Genomic DNA, 22133 nt, shown 5'->3' with positions numbered 1-22133 from the left:
GCGCTAGGCTTGCCGCCAGCGCTGCGTCCCGAACCAGAGCAGCAGGATAAGCAGCAGCGGCGGCGCAAGCCCCCAATGCGTCGCTCCGGCAAGCGGCGCGAGCAAGGGCGCCGACGACAAGAGCCACAGCGCCGCGAGCAACGCGCCGATCGCCAGCGCCTCGAACGCAAAGCTGCGCCAGAAGCGCCTCCGCGCGCGGGCATAAGCCGCCTGCGCATCGATCGCGCGCTCGACCCCGGCCGCAAAGCCGCGATCACCCGGCCGCGCGGGCGGCGCCAGCATCGCGGCCAGCATCGCGTCGATGTTCTGATCGTCCGGCGCCGTCATGCGTCCGCTCCTTCGCCGATCATCTTCTGCGCCTTTGCCCGCCCGCGCAAGACGAGCGATTTGAGCGTCCCCAATGGCAGGCCCATGATCGCCGCCGCCTCGCCATGCGACCAGCCATGGCCGAAGCATAAGGTGAGCGCGGCGCGCTCTTGCGGCGACAAGGCGCCGAGCAACCGGTTGGCGTCGATCGCGGCGTCGCTTGCCGGGCGCGGATCGGCCGAGCTTGCGATATCCTCTCCTCCCAGGAGTCCCTCGCGCCGCTGCGCGGTGCGCCGCTGGTCGAGGAACAGCCGCCAGCCGATCCCCATGACCCACGCCGCATAACTCCCCTGCCCCCGATATTCGCCCGCGCGCTGCCACGCGCGGACAAAGGCTTCCTGCGCCAGATCGTCGGCGTCGCATCCGGCGGCGCGGGACAGGAAGGCGCGCAATCGCCCCTCGTGCCGCAGCACGAGAAGCTGGAAAGCGGCACGATCTCCTCCGGCGACACGCTGGTTGAGGGCCCAATCTTCATCGGCGCGGTCCTCATCACGCAGCGGCGCGCTCCTCAGCAGCCGCGGCGCGCGCGAGGCGGCGGCGGACGAGGAGCGCGATGCCGACAAAGGCAGGGAAGAGCGCGGCGCCCGCCGAAATGCGGATCAGCTGCTCATTCCCCTGGATCAGCCCGAAGCCCGCCATCGCGAGCCCGATCGCGAGCAGCACGAGCGCGTTGCGATCGTCGCCGCCTGCCGGTTCGCCGGCGCCTTGCGGGCCGAGATGCTCATAGGGTTTGTTGAGCTTGTCGATCAGCGGGCTGACCGCATCCGACTTAGCCTCGAGCGCACGGCGGATCGAGCGATGCAACATCCAGGCGTGGAGCAGCCGCGCGAGCAGGAAAAAGCCGACGACGAACAGCGCGACCATCGTGATATTTTCGAGCCAGCTGAAGAAACTGTCGCTGACCGCGACCAGCTCGGTGGTCGGCGGGGGCGCAGGCACATAAGAGGCGACTTCGCGCGGGCTGATATAGGCGGCGACCTCTTCGGCGCTGATCGATTCCCCGGCCGGCACCGTAATCGTCGTGACCGCAGGGGGCGCCGCCGCGGGAGCGGACGCAGTGGCGGCAGCGGCCGCGGCGGCAATCAGAATACCCATCAACATATCTCCCCGTCATGCCATTTCGGCATGGTGAAACCACAGGCGGCGGCCTCCGGCAAGGCGGGGATGATCTGCACCGGGGAGCGCATATCAACCACCTCGGGGCGCCACCGCCCGGACCGGCGCAGTGGCCGATCACGGACTGGACGCCACGACGCGCGCCGGTGGATGCAAGGGGGAGAGATTATTTTGGGGCGAAGAGCCTAGAGCCCTTCGCCGCCCGTCCAGTGCGCGTTGACGAGGCGGCGCGCGAGCGCGCTCACCTGATTGCGGATATCGGGGACCGCGACGACTTCCCACAGGTCGCCGCGCGTCATCGGACCGATGGCGAGGATATGTTCCGACGACCGCCCCGACGCATCGACAATATGCCCGTCGCGGTCGATATCGAGCCCGAGGCGGAGCGCATCGGGGCGGATCCGCCGCGCACCGAGCAGCCTTTTCACCAGCGGGTCCGACGAGCGCAGCAGATCGCCCTGCGGCCCGGTGCAGTTGATCATCCGCGCCGCGCGCGTCGTCATTAACTCGGCTTCGCCGCGCGGCAGCCACGCGACGGCGAGCGCGTCGGGTTCGACCGCGACATGCGCGATCTTGCCCGCGCGGAAATGGAGCTGCCCCGACGCGACAAGCGCGTCGATCCGGTCGGCGACCTCAGGCGCGAGCCGGTGGCGATGGACATCCCAGAAGGGGCGCAGATGGCGCAGGAAGCGCGCGCGCTTGTCGGCATCGGCGGCCGACCACATCATCTGCGTTATCGGGCGGATCGAATCGACGACAAGCCGCCAATCGCGGTCCTTCGCTTCGCCCCGCGCCCAGCGCACCAGTTCGGAAAGATCGGGCGCGGGTTTGGCAAGCACCGGCTTGGGGCGCGGGAGGCCGTCGATATGGCGATGCGGGCGCAGCCCGCGGCGCGAGAGCGCAGTGATCGGTCCTTCGAAGCCTTGCGCGACGAGCCGCAGGATCACGTCGACCGCGGTGAGCCCCGTGCCGACGACGAGCAGCGGCGCCTCTTTGCCCAGCCCCTCCTCGAACGCGCTCGCCCACGGATCGCCGATATAGCGATGTGACGGCAGGTGCGCGCCCTCGATCGCGGGCGGGTCGTGCGGCGGCAGATTGCCGATCGCGAGCACCGCGCGGTCGGCCTCGATCAGCCCGCCGTTGACGAGCCCGAGCGTGACCTGCCCGCGCTTCTCCTCGATATCGAGCACTTCGTCGTCGACGAGCTTCAGCCGCCGGCCATATTTTTCCATCGCCGCGCGCAGCGTCTCGCGCAAATAGCGGCCATAGGTCGCGCGCGTCACGAACGCCGCCTCGCAGCCGAGCCCGCGCGCGGCTAGCCATTCGCAGAAATGGTCGGGCCGGTCGGCAAAGGCGCTCATATTGCCGGCGCGGACGTTGAGCAGGTGCGAGGTTTCGGTGCTGCTGTACGCGACCCCGGCGCCCATCCGGTGCCGGTCGCGCTCGATCAGCAGGACCTCGACATCGGGCTGTTCGAGCAGGTTGATCGCGAGCAAGGTCCCCGAGAAACCCGCGCCGACGATCGCGACGCGCGTCGCGGTGCGAAAGCGCGGACGCGGCGAATGAAGCTGGGCTTCGATCATCCTCATCGGGTTACCACGTCGCCCGACACCGTCACGCGTTCGAGCGCGCGATATTCGGGCCAATAATCGCCGACGGCATAATGCTGGGTCGAGCGATTGTCCCAGATGCCGATCGCATTCGGGGTCCAGCGGAAACGAACCTGATATTCGGGCACCTTGATCCGGTCGAAGAGCAGGCGGAGCAGGCTGTCGCTGTCCTCCTCGCTCACGCCGACGATGCGGCTGGTGAAGGTGTAGTTTACGTAGAGAATCTTCCCGCCCGTTTCGGGGTGCGAGCGCACGACCGGGTGGCGCACCGGCGGGAAATCGCGCGCGAGCTGCGCGCGCTTTTCCTCGGTCACGCGGCCGCCGAAGCTGCGCACGATGTCATGCTCGGCCTCGAGCCCGTCGATCCGGTCCTTCACCGGCTGCGGCAGCCCGGCATAGGCAGCGACGGTGTCGGCCCACATCGTATCGCCGCCGAGCGGCGGCAGGTGCCGCGCGCGCAGGACCGAGGCAATCGATGGCCGTTCGCGGAATGTCACGTCGGTGTGCCATTTATTATACGCCTGGAACGGCGCGAGCGTCTCGGCGGTGAGCTGGACACCCTCGACGCCTTCGATCTTGAGGATTTCGGGATAGCCTTCGACCGAGGGGATCACCGGATGGCCTTCGAGATCGCCGAACAGTTCGCCGAGCCGGACATGGCTTTCGTGGCTGATATCCTGATCGCGAAAGAAGATAACCTTGAAACGCAGCCACGCGGCGCGGAGCAAATCAACCTCCTCCGACGAGAGCGGTCGGTCGAGATCGAGCCCGCCGATCTCGGCCCCGATCGTCGGAGTTGAGGGCGAAATCGCCACGCCGAGCGATCGCGCGGTCTCGAACAGGTCGGGGGTGTTCAGCTGCGTGGCCATGGGCAGTCCTTTCGCTCGTTCGATTCGGAAATACGTCCCGGAACAGCGAAAGTAACTCAACTGATATGATTGACAAGACCTAACGCGCCGAAACGCATGATATGCACGATCTATGGTCGATAGGGGATGGCGTCGGGCAGGATCACGCCAACCTCCTGTGCATAACGATCCCATGCCGCCGCAAGCTCGGCCTTGTGGTCGGGATGGGCGAGCGACAGGTCGCGCGTTTCGCCGGGATCGCGCGCGATATCGAACAATCGCCAGATGCCGTCGCCGACATCGGTGAGCTTCCAGTCGCCGCGGCGATAGGCGCGCGATCCGAACAGCTCGGCGCCGACGCCGTCGTCCGCCCCATAAACGCGTGCATCGGCATTTTTCAGCCATGCGGCCCACGACCGACCGGTGATCGGCACGACCTTGCGTCCCGCGACCTGCGTCGCCTTCGCATCGGCGCCCGCAAGGTCGAGCAGGGTCGGCGCAATATCGGCGACCGAGAGATATTGTGTTTCAGCCCCTTTGCGCGCTGCAATCCCCGCACCGCTGATAAACGCGACCGCGCGCGTGCCGCCCTCGCTCTGATAGCCCTTGGTCAGCCACGACGGCGCGGTGGCCGCCTGCGCCCAGCCCGCGCCATAGGTGAGGTACGACGACACCGCGCCGCGATTGGCGAAGCTGTTGTCGGCGCTCTTCAGCGAGCCGGCCAGCATCTGCGCGCCCGTCGTTTCGACATCGAGCGCCTCGGCGCCATTGTCGGCGAGGAAGACGATCACGGTGTTGTCGAGTTCGCCCGAGGCGCGCAGCGTTTCGATCACGCGCCCGACATTCTGGTCGAGCCGGTCGACCATCGCGGCATAGATTTCCATGTTACGCGCGGCGAGCCGCTGTTGATCGGCGGTCAAGGAATCCCAGCTGCCGTCGCGGTTGCGCGGCGTATGCGCGACAACGTCGGGCGCAAGGATGCCGAGCTCACGCTGCCGTGCAATGCGGCGTGCGCGCAGCACGTCGAAGCCTTCGTCATAGCGCCCCTTATAGCGCGCAATATCCTCTGCCGGCGCTTGCAGCGGCCAATGCGGCGCGGTGAAAGCCAGATAGCCAAAGAAGGGCCGCCCGGCTTTCCCCTTCACGGGCCGCTCGCCGAGAAAATCGATCAGCCGCGTCGCGAAATAATCGCTCGAATAGAAATCCGTGGGCAAGCGCGCGACGATCTTGCCGTCCTCGCGATAGGTCGCGATCCCGCGTGTCCCGGGGCTCGCTTCGGGCTGGATGTCGGTTCCATAATGATTGTGCCCGCCCTGCAATAACGCAAAGCTGCGCTCGAACCCCCGCGCATGCGGATCCTGCTCCGGGGTCAGGCCAAGGTGCCATTTGCCCGACAGCAAGGTGCGATAGCCACTGGCGCCCAGCCGCTCGGCGAGCGTCGCAACGTCGCTGCGCAAATAGCCCTCATACCCCGGCTTGCCCTGCTGGTTCGGCCGGATCATTTCGGCCATCGTGCCGAGCCCTGCGCGGTGATTGTCGGTGCCCGAGAGCAGCATCGAGCGCGTCGGCGAACAGGTCGGCGCCGTGTGAAAGCCCGCCAGCCGGATGCCGTTCAGCGCGAGCCTGTCGAGGTTCGGGGTGCGGATCTCGCCCCCGAACGCGCCAAGGTCCGAATAGCCGAGGTCGTCGGCGACGATGACGAGCAGGTTCGGCCGCCGCTCCTTCGCCTGCGCGGGCCCGATAGTCGCGGCGGCGCCGATCAGCGCGGCAAAGAGGAAGCGGGCGAAACGCGAACCATGGGTCATCGGGCGGTCTTTCGAAGGTAAAAGGTCGGCGCGCCCGGGCGAATGAAACCGGGGCGCGCCGCAGACAGGGCCGGCGCAGTCACAGGAAGGGAGAGGAGAACCACAAGCGCCGGCCGATTTCGTCAGGCGGGTTCGTATTGAACCGCCTTTTCCTTGCGGACGGTGCGGCTGCTGCGCCCATCGATTCCGACCGGCACTTCGCCCGAAATCGTCGCGCGGCGAAGCGTCCGGCGCTGCAAGCCGAAGTCAGCGGTCGCGCGGTGCTGCGTCGACTGATTGTCCCAGATGGCGACGTCACCCTCGCGCCAGCGCCAGCGCACGACATTTTCGGGCTTGGTGATATGATCCTGCAGCGTCTGGAACAGCCGCGCACTGTCGGCCGCGTTCAGCCCGACGAACTGCTTGACGAAATGGCCGAGCAGCAGGCTCCGCTGCCCGCTCACCGGATGGACGCGGACCACCGGATGTTCGGTCTCGTACACCGTCGAGGCGAAGACATTGCGATGCTCCTTGATCCGCTTCGCCGCGCTTTCGCCGTCGGGCGCCGACTGCAGGATCGACGCATAATCATAGAGGTTGGTGTGCGTCGCCCACAGATTGTTGACGAGCTGGCGCAGCACTTCGGGCAGGCCTTCATATGCCGTCTCGCCATTCGCCCACTGCGTGTCGCCGCCCGCTTCGGGAATGGTGAGCGCGCGCAGGATCGATGCCTTGGGATAGGCGTCGACAAAGGTCACGTCCGTGTGCCAGCTCGACGCCGCATAGCCTTCCTTGCTGTCGAGTTCGAGCAAGTAGCGCGATCCTTCGGCAACCGGCACCGTCGGATGCGCGACCGGATCGCCGAGAAGCGCCGCGAAATCCTCATGCTCCTGATCGGTCAGATGCTGCTGGTCGCGAAAGAAAAGCACCTTGTGCCGCACGAGTGCCGCCTGAATGGCCTGCACCGTCGCCGCGGGCAGGTCGCCCGACAGCTGCACGCCGTTCACGATCGCACCGATCGTGCCGGTCACCGGGGTGACGTCGAGGTCGATAGTCTTGTCGCGGGCATTGGCATAGCTGTTGTGAAGGTCCGTCATGTCAGTCTCCTTTGGGGGTTGGACGGCGGGGGTATCCGGCAAGAGCCCCGGCGGGCGGTCGTCGAATGGGGTGGGCGCGTGGTTCACGCGCGAGTGAGGCGGACATGGCCATCACAGCTTCGTCCGCAGCGTCGCGCCGATCGTGCGCGGTTCGCCGATCAGCGAGGTCACGATGCCGGTGTTCTGCGCCGACAAGGTCTGGAAATAATCCTTGTCGAACAGGTTGCGCGCCCAGAGCGACAGATCGAACAGGCCGTCGTCGGTCTTGAAACCGATACGCGCGTTCGCAATCCCATAGGCGGGAACATCGGCATAGATGCTGTTGCTCGACGAGGTGTTGAACGACGAGCGATGCGAATAATCGGCATGGGCATAGATCGACAGATCGCGCCCGCCGAGATTGCCGACCGGCGCCGACACATCGCCGCCGAGCGTGTAAGTGAACTTCGGAACGCCGGGCAACTGCTCGCCCGTCAGATCCTGAATTCCACCTTCGTTCAGCCGCTCGGGCGCCTGCGGGGCGGTCCGGTAATCGCTGTACGTCGTGTCGGCATAAGCGACCGAAGCATAGAAGCTCGCGCGCTCGCTCGGCGCATAGCTGAGGTCGCCCTCGACCCCGCGCGAGCGCACGCCGGGAATGTTCGCAATATATTGGCGAACGTTGACCGTGTTCGGCACCTGCTCGGTGATCGCGGTCTGATAATCGCTGATCTCGGTCCAATAGCCCGCGACGTTGAGCGTCACCGCCTTGTCGAACCATTGCGACTTGATCCCGAGTTCGTAGCTGTCGACCTTTTCGGGCGCGACGTCGGGGTCGATCCCGGCGGGCAGGTTGGTGAGGTTGAGCCCGCCCGACTTGTTGCCGCGCGAATAGGTCGCATAGGCGAGCGCATCGTCGCTGAACTGCCACGACAAGGTCGCGAGCCCCGACACGCTGTTGTCCTTGAAGCCCGTCGAATAGCTGGTCACCGGGTTGAATTGCGCGCGGAGCGCCGCCGCCTGCGCCGCGATTCCGGCTGGCAGGGTCGACAGGTCGGTCCCCGCGACGTGGAATTGCGTGAACGAACCGCTCTTCTTTTCGTGCGTGTAGCGGAGGCCCGCGGTCAGCGTCAGCCGGTCGGTGAATTTCCAGTCGAGCTGGCCGAACAAAGCATAGCTTTTGGTCCGCGGGTCCGAGGTCGAATTCGCCTCAAAGCCGTTCAGCGCGGCTTCCCATGCGGCGAGCGGGATCGGCGAGGTCGCGGGACGGTTCCACAGCGCGGCGGCGGGGCCATAGGCGCTCGCGCCCCGGCCGCGGATCACTTGCCAGAAGTAATAGGCGCCGACGACATAATCGATCGGCCCGTCGCTGTCCGACGCGAGGCGAAGTTCCTGGCTGAACTGGCGTTGGCGGTTCGACTGTTGCGCCTTGACGATGACGGGGAGCGAAGTCGAATCGCCGTCGTTCGCGGGGTTCCAGTCCCACCAGCGGTATGCGGTGATCGAGGTCAGCTTCGCGGCGCCGACGTTCCAGTCGACCTGCCCCGACACGCCATAACCGTCCATATTCGACTGATAATGGCTGTCGGCCTCGCCGCGCCGCGCGAAAGGATCGATCGTCGGAAAGCTGTAACCCGGGAAACGCGCCGCGCGCTCGGCAAAGCTGTTCGCGATCGCCGCGCCATTGGCATAGGTACCGAAATAATCGGCGAAGACATTGAGGACATGATTCTGCTTCTGCCGCGCAAAATCGCCGATGATGCGGACCTCCAGATCCGACGTCGGGGTAAACAGCAACTGCCCGCGCACGCTCCAGTTCGAATAATCCTGCGCGCGCTCGTTCTGCGTGTCGTTGTAGAGGAAGCCGCGCCGTTCGGTCACCGAGCCGCTGACGCGGACCGCGAGCAGATCGTCGATCAGCGCCCCCGATGCCGAGCCGCGCAACTGGTAATAGCCATAATCGCCGACGCTCGCCTCGCCCGAAAATTCGGGGTCGAAGCTCGGCTTCCTCGACGTGATGTTGATCGCGCCCGAGGTCGTGTTCTTGCCGAACAAAGTCCCCTGCGGCCCGCGCAGCACCTCGATCTGCTGCAGGTCGACCAGGTCGAATTGCGACTGGCCGACGCGCCCGAAATAGACATTGTCGACATAGAAGCCGACGCCATTTTCGAGCCCGTCGTTGGTCAGCGCGACGTTGCTGCCGAGCCCGCGGATGTTGATATTGGTATTACGCGGGTTGAAGCTGAACACTTGCAGGCTCGGCACGATCTGCTGGATCTGCGTCAGCGAGTAGTTGCCCGTCGCCTCGAGCTGCGAGGCGCCGACCACCGACAGCGCGATCGGCACGTCCTGCGCGCTTTCGTCGCGGCGGCGCGCCGACACGATGATTTCGGCGCCGTCGTACGAGGCCGCGGAAGCGGCTGCCACCGCAGCACCGGCCGCGTCTTCTTCGACAGCGGCGTCGGCAGAGACGCCGGTCTCGGCGGTGGTTTCGGCGGCAAAGGCCGGAGCGGCGGGCAGCAACAGCGCCGCACCTAGCAGAAACTTCAAACGATGATCGGGAGAGAAACGGTTCATTATATTGGGTCCCCGGGCGGTGATCCCGCCCCCTTTTTGATGTGATGGATGGTGGCGCGGTGCGCCGCGCCGGACCGGGCAGCCGCCAGCTCCGCTCCCCACAGCGCCCGGGCGGCGCTGCGCAGGGACGCAGGATAGCGAGCCAGATCCGACAGGTCGGATTGGGTCAGCAAAGGCATGATTTTTCCCCGCGCCGGCGCTCGGACGCCGGACGTCAGGCCGCAACGTCTCGCGAGAGGAGGCGCGGCCGGAGATGTTGGAAGGCCGCGCGGCGAAGCGGGGCGCGGTCGGTCCGCTACCCCGCACAAACGCGCGGCGATGATCTAGCTGATGCTGCTACACATACGCATCGCAATACCCCTTCTGGGGGGAACGCAATGCCTGGCGATGTCGCCCGAGCATCACGCGCTTTAGCCGTTGGTAACGCGGAGCAAGCTGCTTCCCGGTCAAAAGCCGCGGGTCGAGGGGGAGAGCCCGTCATTCGTCTCGACCAGTCCCGAATGACAATGTCAACTTAATCGATTGATTTTAGATTCGTCAACGGCGGAGGCCGCTTTTTGCGACGAAGAAAATCTATCGGCGGACAAGCCGAGACTTATCCGCCGACAATAAATCCCGTGAAGTGATCGCGCCGGCCGGTCAGAAGCGCTTGATCGAGAGCACTTCGAAAGTCTGGCGCAGCGTGTCGATCGAATGGTCATAGTCGCCGAGCGCGAGCGCCGCGATCAGGGCGTCGACGACGCAAAGCTGAGCGATCCGGCTCGTCATCGCCTCAGTGCGAAAGCGCGTTTCGCGCGCCATGGTGAAGAGGACGACATCGGCATAGGCCTGGATCGGCGAGCGCGCGAAATTGGTGATGACGATCGTGCGCGCGCCCGCCTCTTTCGCCAGCCGCGTCGCGGCAACGGTCTCATGCGTCGCGCCGCTATGCGAAATCGTCAGCACCGCGACGTCGGGATCGCAGCGCGAGGCGCTGATCGCCTGGATATGGCTGTCGGTGACCACGCGCGCGTCGAGCCCGATGCGCAGCATCCGGTAATGCGTGTCCTCGGCGATCGGCGCCGACGAGCCGATGCCATAGATTTCGACGCGCTTCGCGGTCCGGATCGCCTCGACCGCACGCGAGAGCGCCTGCGGATCGAGCACCGAGAGCGAGTCGCGCAACGCCTGGATTCCCGAATGAAAGACCTTACGGCAGATCGTGTCCATATCGTCGTCGCGACCGACATCCTCGTGGATGAACTGCACCGGCTGGACGACCTCGCGCGCGAGGCTGAGCTTCAGATGCTGGAAGCCCGACAGACCGATGCCGCGGCAGAAATTGACGACGCTGCCCTCGCTCACCCCGACCGCTTCGGCGAGCTCGGTGATCGACATGCGGACGATCTCTTCGGGCTGCGCAAGAATATGGTCGGCGATGCGCCGCGCGCCCCGCGCCATATTCCCATGAGCCATTCTCATTCGTTCGAGCGCATTTTCGATCGGCGCCCGATCATCGCCCGTCGCTTTCGGCGCCCCACCCTTGTCATTCATCTTACGCAATTCTCCGTCAGAATCCGCATGCCCGCCCCCGCGGGACAGAGAAGACTAGCCGAGATCGCAGTGATCCGAAAGTGCAATTTGCTCATTTTTATTTAAATACAAAATTGAGCTAATTTCACTCAACTGTCATATGCCGCCCCTAGCGGATGCCTCGCACATTGGTGCGGCGCAGCATCGAGTCGTGAATACGGCCGCCCTGCCCCACCGAATGTGATCGGGATTCTTCAAAAGGGGCATGATTGTGCACAAGGTTTCCAAATTTCGTGCGGCCATGGTTTTTGGCCTGATGCTGTCGGCGAGCGCGCTGCCGTCGGTCGCCTTTGCCGCCGTCGATGAGGCGACCGCCGACAGCGCCGATGCCGGTTCGGACGCGGGCGACGAGATCATCGTCAACGGCACCGCAACCGTCGAGGCGACACCGCTCGCCGCGCAGGCGGTCGAATTTGGCAACGCCGTCCAGATCGTGACCTCCGAAGAGATCGCCGCGACCGGCGCGACCAACTTCGCCGAAATCGCGCAGTTCCTGATCAAGGGCGCGAACATTGGCTATTCGCCCGACGAGGGCGAATATACGATCCGCCTCGACGGCGGCAGCGACCGCGACACGCTCGTCGTGCTCGACGGCGTGCCGCTGTATGACCGCGGCCCCGCGCTCGAGGATATCTGGGGATCGACGACGATCGACCCGCACATGATCGAGCGCGCCGAGGTGTTCCGCGGCGGCAACAGCCTCTTTTTTGGCAGCAACGGCGGCATCGGCGTGATCAGCCTCGTCACCAAGCGCCCCGACGGCACCAGCAAGTTCGAACTCGGCGCGCAATATGGCGCGTTCAACACGCGCGAAATCTGGGGCAACGCGCGCTTCCCGATCGATCCCGAGGGGCGCCACAGCCTGATGGTCTATGGCGGCACGATCCAGACCGACGGCCCGCGCATCTTCGCCCCCGAATCCTATGTCGACAATGTCGCCAAGGCCGGCGGCATCCAGGACTATCCGCTCAACCGCAGCAACATCGGCATCAAATATCTGTGGAAGGTCGACGACAAGAGCGAGTTCCGGGTCAACGGCCAATATACGCAGATCGAATTCCACGACCCCTTCCCCGACGCCGAAACCTATTCGCCGAACCGCGTCCGCTATCCGATCGTCGATTTCTCGCTCGACCGCCGCTGGTCGGAGAATTTCTACACCGAGGTTGCCGGCTATTGGAGCAACCCGCGGCTCAACAACACCGAGACCTTCGCCGAAATCTGCAAGACGCCAGCGGGCTGTACCGACCCGACGACGGGCAAGCTGATCCGCTTCGGCGACGCGACGGGCAAGTCGGTGCCCTTCCCCAACAAGGGCTTCGGCAAGGATTCAAAGGTCGGCGGTTTCCGCGAAATGGGGCTCAACGTCCGCAACACGCTGTCGCTCCAGGGCATCCTCGAAGTCGTCGCGGGCGTGCAGGTCGTGTCGTACAAGAATGACTCCGACCCCGTCTTCCCGATCTCGAACAAGGCGAACACGATCACCGGCGTCTATGCCGATTTCCGCCCGGTGATCCCGTTCAGCCCCGACACCAAATTGTCGCTCGCGCTGCGCACCGATTTCGCCGACAGCTTCGGGTCGCGCACGATCTGGAAATTCGGTTTCCGCCAGCCGATCGGCGCCTTCTATATCCGCGGTAACGGCGGCACCTCGTACAGCCTGCCGCGCACCAACGAACTGTTCGCCCAGAGCCCGACGCTGGTCGGCAACCCCGACCTCAAGACCGAAGAAACCGAGACCTATAACGGCGGCATCGGCTTCTCGCAGAGCTTCGGCAATGTTGAGGTGAATGCCGAGGTCGGGGCGTTCCGTACCGACGTCACCAACCGCATCCAGACGACGTCAGGGCTCACCCCCAACACCTATTTCAACAACGACCGCATCACCGAGATCCGCGGCCTCACAGCCGAGCTCGACGTGCGCGTCGGCAAGGGCTTTTCGTTCAACGTCAACTACACCAAGCAGAAGGCACGCCTCGACGGCAGCAAGCTGCAGATCAACGAGACCCCCGAATATATGATCGGCGGCAACGTCCGCTGGACCAGCCCCGACGACCGTTTCTCGGTCACGCTCTTCCCGCGCTATCAGGGTCCCGAATATGCGACGGGCGGCGTCAACAATTCGCTGCGCCACAATTTCGGCAATTATTTCCTGCTCAACGGGTCGATCGGCTACCGTCTGGGGGACGAGCGCCAGCACCAGATCCAGCTGCGCGTCGTCAACATCTTCGACCAGAAATATGCCGAACGCTACGGCTATGGCAACATGCGCTACAGCTCGGCGTTCATCCGCGGCGAGATTGCGCTCAACAGCCCTGCATATTTCTATGGCTATGAGTTCGAGGGCAAGCCGCGCGCGGTCTACGTCTCCTTCTCGACCCAGTTCTGATCGGGCCGGTTCGGAGAGCCCGGTTCATGCCGCTGTCACAGCCCCGTCGTAATCGCCGCTCGTTTTTCGGGTCGACGGAGATTGTGTATGCGGCGGTGGATGATTGCGGGCGTGCTGGCGGCGCTATGCGTCGCCGGCACGGCCTGGCTGGCCCTGTCGCCGCGATCGGCCTCTCCGCGTTCGGCCCAGCCACCACTCCGCGTGCTGCTGATCCCCGCCGACGGCGGGACCGAGAGCGGCACGCTCGCCGATTATCGGCCGATCTTCGACGCGGTCGCGCGCAGCACCGGCCTCAGCTTCGACCTCAAGGTCGCGCAATCCTATGGCGGGGTCGTTGAGGCGATGTGCAACAATGCCGCCGATATCGCCTTTGTGGGATCGGTCACCTATCTGCAGGCGCAAAAGCGCGGTTGCGCCGAACTGCTCGCGGTCGCGGTCAAGTCGGGGCGCTCGGTCTATTATTCGGGGCTCTTCGTCCGCGCCGACTCGCCCGTGCAGTCGATCGCCGACCTTCGCGGCCGGCGCGTCGCGTTCGGCGACGTCAATTCGACCTCGGCTTTCATCTTCCCCGTCGCGATGTTCCTCGACGCCGGGATCGATCCGGTCCGTGACCTGTCCGCGGTGCGCATGACGGGCACTCACGCCAACAGCCTCGCCGCGCTGATCAACGGCGAGGTCGATGCCGCCGCGCTCTCGTTCGACAGCTATGACAAGGCGGTGCGCGCCAATGTGCCCGGCGCGCGCGACCTGCGCGTGATCGCGCGCAGCGAGCCGATCCCCTATCCGCCGCTGATCGCGAACACGCGCCTCGATCCCGCGCTACGCGCCCGCCTGCGCAAGGCTTTCGAGAAGATCGATCGCACCCCCGGCGTCACGCCCGAGATGATCCGCGGCTATGGCGGCGCGCGCGTCGACGGCTATGTGAGCCATCTTCCCGCCGGGCATTTCGACCCCGCCGCGCGCAAGATGGCGCAGGTCACCCCGGCGCTGAAGGACGAGATGCTGCGCAAGGCGGCCGAAAGGTCGGCGCGATGATCGACATCGGCATCGCCGACCTGTGCGTCCGCCACGCGGGCGGCGCCGACGCGCTCGCGGACGTCACACTCTTCATTCCCGCAGGCCAGGTCTGCGCCGTGCTGGGCGCATCGGGCGCGGGCAAATCGACGCTGCTCCGCGCGATCGCCGGACTGGTGGCAACGAGTGACGGGCGCATCCTCTACGACGGCGCGCCCGCCAGCCGCGCGAAGCGCCGCCGCATCGGCCTGATCCCGCAGGATTTCGCGCTGAGCGGCCGCGCCAGCGTCGCGCGCAATGTGATGGCGGTCGCCGATATCGGCATCGCGCGGTCGCTCGCCGGCCTTTACCCACCCGCCGACCGCGCGCGCGCCGCCCATTTGCTCGCCGGCCTTGGACTCGACGAAACCCAGCTCGCGCGCCGCGCCGACAGTCTTTCGGGCGGACAGCAACAGCGCGTCGCGATTGCGCGCGCGCTGCTCCATCGTCCCGCGATCATTGTCGCCGACGAGCCGATTGCCAGCCTCGACCCGGCGACGGGCGAGGCAACATTGGCGCTGCTCCGCGACGAAGCCCGCAACCTCGGCGCCACTTTGCTCTGCAGCCTGCATCAGCCCGCCCTCGCGCGCCGTTTCGCCGATCGCATCATCATGCTCGACGCCGGGCGCGTGATCTTCGACGGCCCGCCCGCGATGCTCGACGGCGAGCGCACCGCGCCGCGAATCCGGGCGGTGGCACGGTGAGCACGGCCGTGCCCTGGCGCTTTCCGTCGTTGCTCAACGCGCGCGCCGTCGCGCTGCTCGCCGCGACGCTGCTGTTGCTCTGGTACACCGGGCAGCGCGTCGAGATCGGCCGGATGCTTACGCTCAGCGGCGAGGCGGTGCTGGCACAGGCAGGGATGGCCGAGCGGTCGCAGGTTGCCGACGGGCTCGGCTCGACGCTGGCGCAATTGGTGCCGATCCAATTGTCGTCGCGGCGCGAGGTCAGCCGTATCGAAGGGTTCGACCCCGATCGCCTGCCGCCCTTTGCGCGCGTCGAAACCGTCGAAACTCGCGTGACTGAACTCAATCCCGAAACGCTGCGCCGCGAAGAGCGGACCGTGCGTACCGCGTGGCTGGTCGAACCGTTCGGCTATGCCGTTCATGTCGCGGCCAAGATGCTCGAAACGCTCGAGATCGCGCTGTGGGGTAGCGTGATCGCGGTGCTGATCGGGCTGCCGCTCGCGATGCTCGGCGCGCGCAATATCACCCCGCACCCCGCGTTGCGCGCGGGTTCGCGCGCCGTCTCGGCTTTTCTTCGCGCCATCCCCGAACTGATCGCGGCGCTCTTCCTCGTCATCGCCTTCGGCTTCGGACCGATCGCCGGGGTGCTCGCGCTTGGTCTGCATTCGGCGGGTTTTCTCGGCAAATTCTATGCCGACGATATCGAGGATGCCGACGCGCGGCCGCAGCAAGCGCTCGCCGCAATGGGCGCCGGGCGCCTGACGATCTGGGGCAATGCGATCCTGCCGCAAGTGCTGCCGCAGCATATCGCCTGCACGCTTTACACTTTCGACCGCAACGTCCGCATGGGGTCGGTGATCGGCCTCGTCGGCGCGGGCGGCATCGGGCAGGAGCTCAAGGGCCGCTTCGACATGTACGAATATGGCCATGTCGGCACGATCCTGATCGCCATCTTCCTCGTCATCCTGACGCTCGACCTCGTCGCCTCGCGCGCGCGGCGCGCATGGCGATGACACCCCTTTTCCCCTTGAACCCGGAGTAGTTTGGATGAGCAATTCGAGACGCGATTTCCTGAAGGCCGCAGGCGTTGCAGGCTCCGCCGCCGCCTTTCACGCCAGCATCGGCCGCGCGCTCGCGATCCCGGCAAAGCGCACGACGGGCACGATCAAGGATGTGCGCCACATCGTCATCCTGATGCAGGAAAACCGCTCGTTCGACCATTATTTCGGCACGATGAAGGGGGTTCGCGGGTTCGGCGACCGCCATCCAATCCCGCTCGCCGGCGACAAGAATGTCTGGTTCCAGAGCAATGGCGCGCGCGACCTGCCGCCCTTCCACCTCGACACCGCGCGCACCAACGGCCTGAAAGTGCCCGGCACCCCGCACAGCTTCTCCGACGCGCAGGCTGCGTGGAACCAGGGCAAGTTCGGCCTGTGGCCCAAGTATAAGACCGATTATTCGATGGGCTATTACAAGCGCGAGGACATCCCCTTCCAGTTCGCGCTCGCCGAGGCTTTCACGATCTGCGACGCCTATCATTGCTCGATCACCACCGGCACCGACCCCAACCGCATCGTCTTCTGGTCAGGGTCCAACTTCGACCCCGATGTCGCCGCGACGGGCACCAATTGCCGCGACGACAAGTCCGAGCCCAACAACCTCCGCTGCTGGATCAAGGGCGCGCTGCCCGAACCCGGCTATACCTATGCCGGCAATGCGCTCGAATGGGCGACGATCCCCGAAGTGCTCGAAGCCGCCGGCATCGACTGGCGCATCTATCAGGACCCCAACGACAACTGGACCGGCGCGATGCACGGCGGCCTCGCGTTCAAGGGTTTTCGCGACGCCAAGCCGGGCTCGCCGATCTACGAACGCGGCATGTCGCATCATTCGCTCGAAAAGCTCGCCGAAGATGCGAAGAACGGCACGCTGCCCGCGGTGTCGTGGGTGTTGCCGCCCAAGCAATGGTCCGAACATCCCTCGGCCTCGACGCCGATCGAGGGCGCCGAATTCACCGCGTCGGTGCTCGACGCGCTGACCGCCAATCCCGACACATGGGCGGGCACGGTCTTCTTCCAGACCTTCGACGAGAATGACGGGCTGTTCGATCATTTCCCGCCCGCCGCGCCGCCGTCGTACAATTCCGACGGCACGCTCGCGGGCAAGGCGACGCTCGCGCTGCCCGGCCATTATTTCGACGACCATGAGGATAAATATCTCTCGCGCGACGACAATATCTCGGGAACGACGCGCCCATTCGGCCTCGGCCCGCGCGTGCCGATGTATGTCGTCTCGCCGTGGAGCAAGGGCGGCTGGGTCAGCAGCGAGGTCTTCGACCACACCTCGGTCGGCCAGTTCCTCGAACAGCGCTTCGGCGTCACCATCCCCGCGATCAGCCCCTGGCATCGCTCGGTCTGCGGCGACCTGACCTCTTGCTTCGATTTCGCGAAGGGCGCCGACGCGGCGTTCCCCGCGCTGCCCGACGTCAGCGGCTCGGCGACGATTCTCGGTGCGCATCTCCAGCGCCCCAAGGCACTGCCGCCGCGCGTGCCGCAGGATCTGTTCCAGGAAAAGGGCATCCGCCGCTCGCGCGCGCTGCCCTATGTGCTCCACGTCGACGCGCGAATCGATGCCGGCGGCAAGGCGGTCGTGCTCGACTTCATCAACGAGGGCGCGGCGGGTGCGGTGTTCCACGTCTATGACAAGCGCGACCTCGACCGCATCCCGCGCCGCTATACGGTCGAGGCGGGCAAACGAATCGACGATCGCTGGACGGTCAGCGCCGATGGGACATTCGACCTGTGGATTATAGGCCCCAACGGCTTCCACCGCGCCTTCAGCGGCACGCTCGCCGACGCCGCGCGCGCGCCGACAATGACCGCGCGCTACAACGTCAAACAGCGCGCCCTCACCCTCGCCTTCGTCAACGACGGCAGCGATACGCAGGAAGCGAAAATCCTCCGCGACGCCTATGTCGCGGCGGCCGGAAAGACGGTCACGGTCGCTAGCCGCGGCAAAGCGGTCGAGGCATGGCCGACGTCGAAGGAGCATGACTGGTATGACGTCACCGTAGCGCTGCCGGGCATCGAAGTCCGCCTCGCGGGGCGCATCGAACGCGGCGCGCATGGAATCAGCGACCCGCTGACCGCAGCTTAAGGAGAGCATATGCCGGGCGCGCAATCGGGCCGCCCGGCGCTCCGCGGACGTTTCGACTTCAGCGATTTGAGGAAAGCTCTGGATGCCCCGCGAGGATTCGAACCTCGATAGGCGGTATCAGAAACCGCAGTCTTACCATTAGACGACAGGGCAGCAGAGGCGGGCCAAATATGACTGCACGGGCTCGCTGTCAAGGCCGGTTCGCCCACCCGAACAAGTCCGCTTGCCCTGACGCATTTCGCCGCTAGCATCGCCCGCATAACAAGATAGGGGCCGCGCGCCCGCGCGGACACCCGAAGGAGTGGGTTGATGCGTCATGTCGCGATCGTCGGGTCGGGCCCTGCGGGTTATTATACAGCCGAAACATTGCAGAAAGCGGACGATATCGCGGTCGACGTCATCGACCGGCTGCCCGTCCCCTATGGCCTGATCCGCACCGGAGTCGCGCCCGACCATCAGTCGATCAAGGCGGTATCGCGCCGTTACGAGGGCACCGCGCTGACCGACAATGTCCGCTTCGTCGGCCATGTGTCGGTCGGCACCGATGTCACGATCGACGAGCTCGCCGCCCTCTACGACGCCGTCATCCTCGCGACGGGCGCCCCCAACGACCGTCCGCTCGACATCCCCGGCGCCGACTTGGGTGGCGTGATCGGCAGCGCCGCCTTCGTTGGCTGGTACAACGGCCATCCCGATTTCGCCGACCTGAACCCGCCGCTCGACGCCCCGGGGGTCGTGGTGATCGGCAACGGCAATGTCGCACTCGACGTCGCGCGCATCCTCGCCAAGACGCCGGGCGAATTCGCGGGCAGCGACATCGTCGCGCACGCCCGCGATGCGCTGGCCGGGAGCGCGGTGCGCCATATCCAGATCCTCGGCCGCCGCGGCCCGCACCAGATCGCGATGACGCCGAAGGAGCTTGGCGAACTCGGCCATCTCGAACGCGCCAGCCCGCGCGTCGACCCCGCCGACCTCCCGCCCGAGGGCGACGACGCCATGCTAGAACCCGGGATGCGCAAGTCGGTGACGCATTTGCGCAGCTTCACCGCCAACCCGGTCGCGAAACCGGTGACGATCGATTTCGATTTCTTCGCCATGCCCGTCGCAATCGAGGGCGATGGCCGGGTGCAGCGCGTGATTGTCGAGCGCACGACGCTCGACGCCGACCTCACCAGCCACGGCACGGGTGAGACCTATGCACTCGATGCCGGGCTGGTGATAAGCTGCATCGGTTACCAGACCCCGCCGATTCCCGGCGTCCCTTATGAGCATGGCCGCGGCCGCTTCGCGAGCGACGAGGGGCGCATCCTGCCGGGCCTCTACGCCGTCGGCTGGGCGCGGCGCGGGCCGTCGGGAACGATCGGCACGAACAAGCCCGACGGCGCGCGCATCGGCGAAATGGTGATCGAGGATATCGGACGCGGTGCGGGCAAGGCGGGGCGCCCCGGGCTCGATGCGCTGCTCGCCAGCCGCGATGTCACCCCTGTCACCTTCCGCGACTGGCGCCGGATCGAGGAGGCCGAGGTTGCCGCCGCGCTCGACGGCCGCCCGCGCGAAAAATTCACGAGCATCGAGGCGATGCTGACCGCGCTCGGGCGCTAAATGGGGGTCTAGGGCGCTTCGGCAAGCAGTGGGTCGAGCGTCGCCTTGAAGCTGGCGGCGGTGAAGACGCCGGCCTTTGCCACGCGCACCACGCCCTTGCGGTCGATGATATAGGTCGACGGCACCGCGTTTCCGATCGCGCCATAGCCGCCGTTGATCTTCGCCGCGAGCGGATAGGACAGCGCCGCGGACAGCTTCTTCAGTTGAAAGGGAGGAACGCTGTCCTCGGTCGTCACCCCGAACATCTCCAGCCCGCGCGCCTCATTCTTACGGAAATAATCGTGCATCATCGGCATCTCCGCCTTGCACGGCGCGCACCAGGTCGCCCAATAATTGACCACCACCACCTTGCCGCGCAGTTCGGACAATCGCACCTTGCGCTTGGCGAAAGTCGTGAGCGTGAATTCGGGCGCCGCGACGCCGATTTTCGGCGCCGGTTTGCTTGCTCCGACAAGAAAAGGCGCCATCAAGGCGAGTGCGAATGCCATCCCCCGATGGCGGAATATTTGCCCCTGCATGCCCGGGTTGTAAGAGAGAAAAATGAAACGAGGCAAGGCGAAACAACATCGGGCCCGCATCCTGTTTCGCTGGCTGCTCGCGCTCGCCTATGCCTATGCGGGCTGGGCGCATCTGACGCGGCCCGCGCCCTTCCTCGCGATCATGCCGCCGTGGGTGCCGCAGCCCCAGCTGGTCGTCACCGCGACCGGCATCGCAGAGATCGTGGGTGCGGCCGGCCTCATGGTTCCGGCGACGCGCAAGGCGGCCGGCTGGGGCCTCGCGCTCTATGCGCTCTGCGTCTGGCCCGCCAATTTTCACCACGCGCTCGCCAATATCGCGATCGGCGGCGAGACGCTGGGCTGGTGGTATCACGGCCCGCGCCTTGCCGCGCAGCCGCTCATCATCTGGTGGGCGCTGTGGGCGGGCGGCGCGACCGACTGGCCGTTTCGCCGCCGCCCCTAGCCCCCTATTTCGCGACCGGCGTCTCGATCGGCGGCTGGCCCTTCTGGCTCGCCGCGTAGGCTTCGACTGCCTTCAGCACGCGCAGCATATTGCCGCTCGCGATCTTCTCCAGATCGGCCTGGCTGTAACCGCGCTTCGCCAGCTCGGTGAACAGCGCCGGATAGCCCGAGACATCCTCCATGCCGACCGGCGCCGAATCCATCCCGTCATAATCGCCGCCGAGCCCAATATGATCGACCCCGATCGTCTTTTTGAGATGATCGATATGCTCGGCGACCTTCGCGATATTGGTTGTCCGCGCGGGGTTCGCCGCGTCCCACGCTTTCAGCGCCGCCTTCTCCGCCGCCGGATCGCCCGGATACATCGCCTTCAGCCGCGCCTGCTCGGCGGTGCGCGCGAGACCCTGCGCGCGGACGTCGGCGTCGAGGAAGCCCGGCAGCAGCACGATCATCACGATCCCGCCATTGGCCTTCACCGCGGGCAGTACGCTGTCGGGAACGTTGCGCGGATGCGGATTGATCGCGCGGACGCCCGAGTGGCTGAACATCACCGGCGCCTTCGACGTTTCGAGCGCATCCTTCATCGTCGCTTCGCTGACGTGGCTCAAATCGACGATCATCCCGATGCGGTTCATTTCGCGGACGACCTGGCGGCCGAAATCGGTCAGCCCGTCGTGCGCGGGCGCGTCGGTCGCGGCGTCGGCCCAGCTCAAATTCTTCGAATGCGTCAGCGTCATGTAGCGCGCGCCGAGGTCGTACATCTGGCGCAGCACCGCGAGCGACGAACCGATCGACTGGCCGCCCTCCATCCCGAGCATCCCGGCGATCTTGCCCGCCTTCATCGCCTTTTCGAGCTCGGCCGAGGTCGAGGCGAGCGCGAGGTCGCTGGGATAGCGCGCAACCAAGCGCTTCATCACGTCGATCTGCTCGATCGTCTGCTGCACCGCCAGCTGCTCGTTCGGGTTGCTCGGCACATAGACCGACCAGAATTGCGCGCCGACATGCCCCTTGCGCAGCCGCATCAGGTCGGTGTGCATCGCGATCTCGGGCGGGGTCGCCTCGGGCTTCGCGGTGTCGGTCGTGTCCTGAAAATCGAAGCCGTTGATGACATTGCCCTCGCGCAGCCGCAGCGCCCACGGCACGTCATTGTGCCCGTCGAACACCGGCGCCTTTTTGAGCGCGGCTTCGGCGGTCGCCTCGGGCGACTTTTGCGCCATGGCGGGGGTGGAAATGAGGGCGAGAGCGGCGAGGCCGGCGAGCAGGTGCGATTTGTTCATGGCGCGCGACCTTAAGTGCTTGTTGCCACAGCGCAAGCCCGACTTGACGGGAACGTCAACGCCGC

At 65.9% G+C, this 22133-nt stretch carries 18 protein-coding genes and 1 tRNA gene; 7 read left to right on the top strand and 12 right to left on the bottom strand.

Translation table 11 applies throughout. The annotated features are described in order from the left end of the window. Positions 1-3 precede the first annotated feature (3 nt). The 9 genes from V8J55_RS07545 to V8J55_RS07505 all read right to left on the bottom strand — a co-directional run bounded on the left by V8J55_RS07545 (position 4) and on the right by V8J55_RS07505 (position 10910). Positions 4-327 (bottom strand): hypothetical protein, encoded by a 324-nt coding sequence (locus V8J55_RS07545; protein WP_336445039.1) that lies wholly within the window; start codon positions 325-327, stop codon positions 4-6. Continuing rightward, positions 324-929, bottom strand: a complete 606-nt coding sequence (locus V8J55_RS07540) for an RNA polymerase sigma factor (protein ID WP_336445038.1) — start codon at positions 927-929, stop codon at positions 324-326. The genes V8J55_RS07545 and V8J55_RS07540 overlap by 4 nt, the downstream gene beginning before the upstream one ends. Next, a complete protein-coding gene (locus tag V8J55_RS07535) occupies positions 856-1461 on the bottom strand; it encodes a hypothetical protein (protein ID WP_336445037.1) in 606 nt (201 codons plus the stop codon). The genes V8J55_RS07540 and V8J55_RS07535 overlap by 74 nt, the downstream gene beginning before the upstream one ends. Before the next feature lie 206 nt (positions 1462-1667). Beyond that, complete coding sequence (locus tag V8J55_RS07530) at positions 1668-3065, bottom strand: FAD/NAD(P)-binding protein (protein WP_336445036.1); 1398 nt, start codon at positions 3063-3065, stop codon at positions 1668-1670. A gap of 2 nt (positions 3066-3067) precedes the next feature. Then, positions 3068-3961, bottom strand: a complete 894-nt coding sequence (locus V8J55_RS07525; RefSeq protein WP_336445035.1) for a TauD/TfdA dioxygenase family protein — start codon at positions 3959-3961, stop codon at positions 3068-3070. A gap of 110 nt (positions 3962-4071) precedes the next feature. Continuing rightward, complete coding sequence (locus V8J55_RS07520; protein WP_336445034.1) at positions 4072-5745, bottom strand: arylsulfatase; 1674 nt, start codon at positions 5743-5745, stop codon at positions 4072-4074. Between the two features lie 122 nt (positions 5746-5867). Beyond that, positions 5868-6821: a TauD/TfdA dioxygenase family protein gene (locus V8J55_RS07515; protein ID WP_336445033.1), complete on the bottom strand. Its 954-nt coding sequence runs from the start codon at positions 6819-6821 to the stop codon at positions 5868-5870. 111 nt (positions 6822-6932) lie between these two features. After that, complete coding sequence (locus tag V8J55_RS07510) at positions 6933-9377, bottom strand: TonB-dependent receptor (RefSeq protein WP_336445032.1); 2445 nt, start codon at positions 9375-9377, stop codon at positions 6933-6935. Positions 9378-10016: 639 nt separating this feature from the next. Further along, complete coding sequence (locus tag V8J55_RS07505) at positions 10017-10910, bottom strand: MurR/RpiR family transcriptional regulator (protein WP_336445031.1); 894 nt, start codon at positions 10908-10910, stop codon at positions 10017-10019. A gap of 250 nt (positions 10911-11160) precedes the next feature. On the opposite strand from V8J55_RS07505, the gene V8J55_RS07500 reads away from it, so the two are divergent. The 5 genes from V8J55_RS07500 to V8J55_RS07480 all read left to right on the top strand — a co-directional run bounded on the left by V8J55_RS07500 (position 11161) and on the right by V8J55_RS07480 (position 18230). After that, positions 11161-13338: a TonB-dependent receptor plug domain-containing protein gene (locus tag V8J55_RS07500; RefSeq protein ID WP_336445030.1), complete on the top strand. Its 2178-nt coding sequence runs from the start codon at positions 11161-11163 to the stop codon at positions 13336-13338. 87 nt (positions 13339-13425) lie between these two features. Further along, positions 13426-14373, top strand: coding sequence for a phosphate/phosphite/phosphonate ABC transporter substrate-binding protein (locus V8J55_RS07495; protein WP_336445029.1), 948 nt, complete (start codon positions 13426-13428; stop codon positions 14371-14373). Continuing rightward, positions 14370-15095 (top strand): phosphonate ABC transporter ATP-binding protein, encoded by a 726-nt coding sequence (locus tag V8J55_RS07490; RefSeq protein ID WP_336445028.1) that lies wholly within the window; start codon positions 14370-14372, stop codon positions 15093-15095. Before V8J55_RS07495 ends, V8J55_RS07490 begins: the two co-directional genes overlap by 4 nt. Continuing rightward, complete coding sequence (phnE, locus tag V8J55_RS07485) at positions 15092-16087, top strand: phosphonate ABC transporter, permease protein PhnE (protein ID WP_336445027.1); 996 nt, start codon at positions 15092-15094, stop codon at positions 16085-16087. Before V8J55_RS07490 ends, phnE begins: the two co-directional genes overlap by 4 nt. Positions 16088-16121: 34 nt before the next feature. After that, the gene (locus V8J55_RS07480; protein WP_336445026.1) at positions 16122-18230 is read left to right on the top strand and encodes a phosphocholine-specific phospholipase C; all 2109 of its coding nucleotides are present in this window, start codon (positions 16122-16124) and stop codon (positions 18228-18230) included. 79 nt (positions 18231-18309) lie between these two features. Here the strand turns inward: V8J55_RS07480 and V8J55_RS07475 are convergent. Next, positions 18310-18383: transfer RNA gene (locus V8J55_RS07475), tRNA-Gln, on the bottom strand. Positions 18384-18539: 156 nt separating this feature from the next. On the opposite strand from V8J55_RS07475, the gene V8J55_RS07470 reads away from it, so the two are divergent. Continuing rightward, positions 18540-19832, top strand: a complete 1293-nt coding sequence (locus V8J55_RS07470) for an FAD-dependent oxidoreductase (RefSeq protein ID WP_336445025.1) — start codon at positions 18540-18542, stop codon at positions 19830-19832. Positions 19833-19840: 8 nt separating this feature from the next. Here V8J55_RS07470 and V8J55_RS07465 read toward each other — a convergent pair whose 3' ends face one another. Next, positions 19841-20320: a TlpA family protein disulfide reductase gene (locus tag V8J55_RS07465; RefSeq protein WP_336445024.1), complete on the bottom strand. Its 480-nt coding sequence runs from the start codon at positions 20318-20320 to the stop codon at positions 19841-19843. Between the two features lie 52 nt (positions 20321-20372). On the opposite strand from V8J55_RS07465, the gene V8J55_RS07460 reads away from it, so the two are divergent. Continuing rightward, positions 20373-20792, top strand: coding sequence for a DoxX family protein (locus V8J55_RS07460; protein ID WP_336445023.1), 420 nt, complete (start codon positions 20373-20375; stop codon positions 20790-20792). A 4-nt stretch (positions 20793-20796) separates the two neighbouring features. On the opposite strand, the gene V8J55_RS07455 is transcribed toward V8J55_RS07460, so the two are convergent. Further along, positions 20797-22068, bottom strand: coding sequence for a dipeptidase (locus V8J55_RS07455; RefSeq protein ID WP_336445022.1), 1272 nt, complete (start codon positions 22066-22068; stop codon positions 20797-20799). Positions 22069-22133: the final 65 nt, after the last annotated feature.

It is taken from the genome of Sphingopyxis sp. CCNWLW2 (assembly GCF_037095755.1).
In the GTDB taxonomy this organism is placed as follows: domain Bacteria; phylum Pseudomonadota; class Alphaproteobacteria; order Sphingomonadales; family Sphingomonadaceae; genus Sphingopyxis.
This window is presented reverse-complemented; position numbering and strand designations above follow the sequence as displayed.

Coding starts and splice junctions, on each gene's coding strand:
- V8J55_RS07545 (WP_336445039.1), bottom strand. CDS start 327: ATGACGGCGCCGGACGATCAGAACATCGACGCGATGCTGGCCGCGATG.
- V8J55_RS07535 (WP_336445037.1), bottom strand. CDS start 1,461: ATGGGTATTCTGATTGCCGCCGCGGCCGCTGCCGCCACTGCGTCCGCT.
- V8J55_RS07530 (WP_336445036.1), bottom strand. CDS start 3,065: ATGATCGAAGCCCAGCTTCATTCGCCGCGTCCGCGCTTTCGCACCGCG.
- V8J55_RS07525 (WP_336445035.1), bottom strand. CDS start 3,961: ATGGCCACGCAGCTGAACACCCCCGACCTGTTCGAGACCGCGCGATCG.
- V8J55_RS07520 (WP_336445034.1), bottom strand. CDS start 5,745: ATGACCCATGGTTCGCGTTTCGCCCGCTTCCTCTTTGCCGCGCTGATC.
- V8J55_RS07515 (WP_336445033.1), bottom strand. CDS start 6,821: ATGACGGACCTTCACAACAGCTATGCCAATGCCCGCGACAAGACTATC.
- V8J55_RS07510 (WP_336445032.1), bottom strand. CDS start 9,377: ATGAACCGTTTCTCTCCCGATCATCGTTTGAAGTTTCTGCTAGGTGCG.
- V8J55_RS07505 (WP_336445031.1), bottom strand. CDS start 10,910: ATGAATGACAAGGGTGGGGCGCCGAAAGCGACGGGCGATGATCGGGCG.
- V8J55_RS07495 (WP_336445029.1), top strand. CDS start 13,426: ATGCGGCGGTGGATGATTGCGGGCGTGCTGGCGGCGCTATGCGTCGCC.
- V8J55_RS07490 (WP_336445028.1), top strand. CDS start 14,370: ATGATCGACATCGGCATCGCCGACCTGTGCGTCCGCCACGCGGGCGGC.
- V8J55_RS07480 (WP_336445026.1), top strand. CDS start 16,122: ATGAGCAATTCGAGACGCGATTTCCTGAAGGCCGCAGGCGTTGCAGGC.
- V8J55_RS07470 (WP_336445025.1), top strand. CDS start 18,540: ATGCGTCATGTCGCGATCGTCGGGTCGGGCCCTGCGGGTTATTATACA.
- V8J55_RS07465 (WP_336445024.1), bottom strand. CDS start 20,320: ATGGCATTCGCACTCGCCTTGATGGCGCCTTTTCTTGTCGGAGCAAGC.
- V8J55_RS07460 (WP_336445023.1), top strand. CDS start 20,373: ATGAAACGAGGCAAGGCGAAACAACATCGGGCCCGCATCCTGTTTCGC.
- V8J55_RS07455 (WP_336445022.1), bottom strand. CDS start 22,068: ATGAACAAATCGCACCTGCTCGCCGGCCTCGCCGCTCTCGCCCTCATT.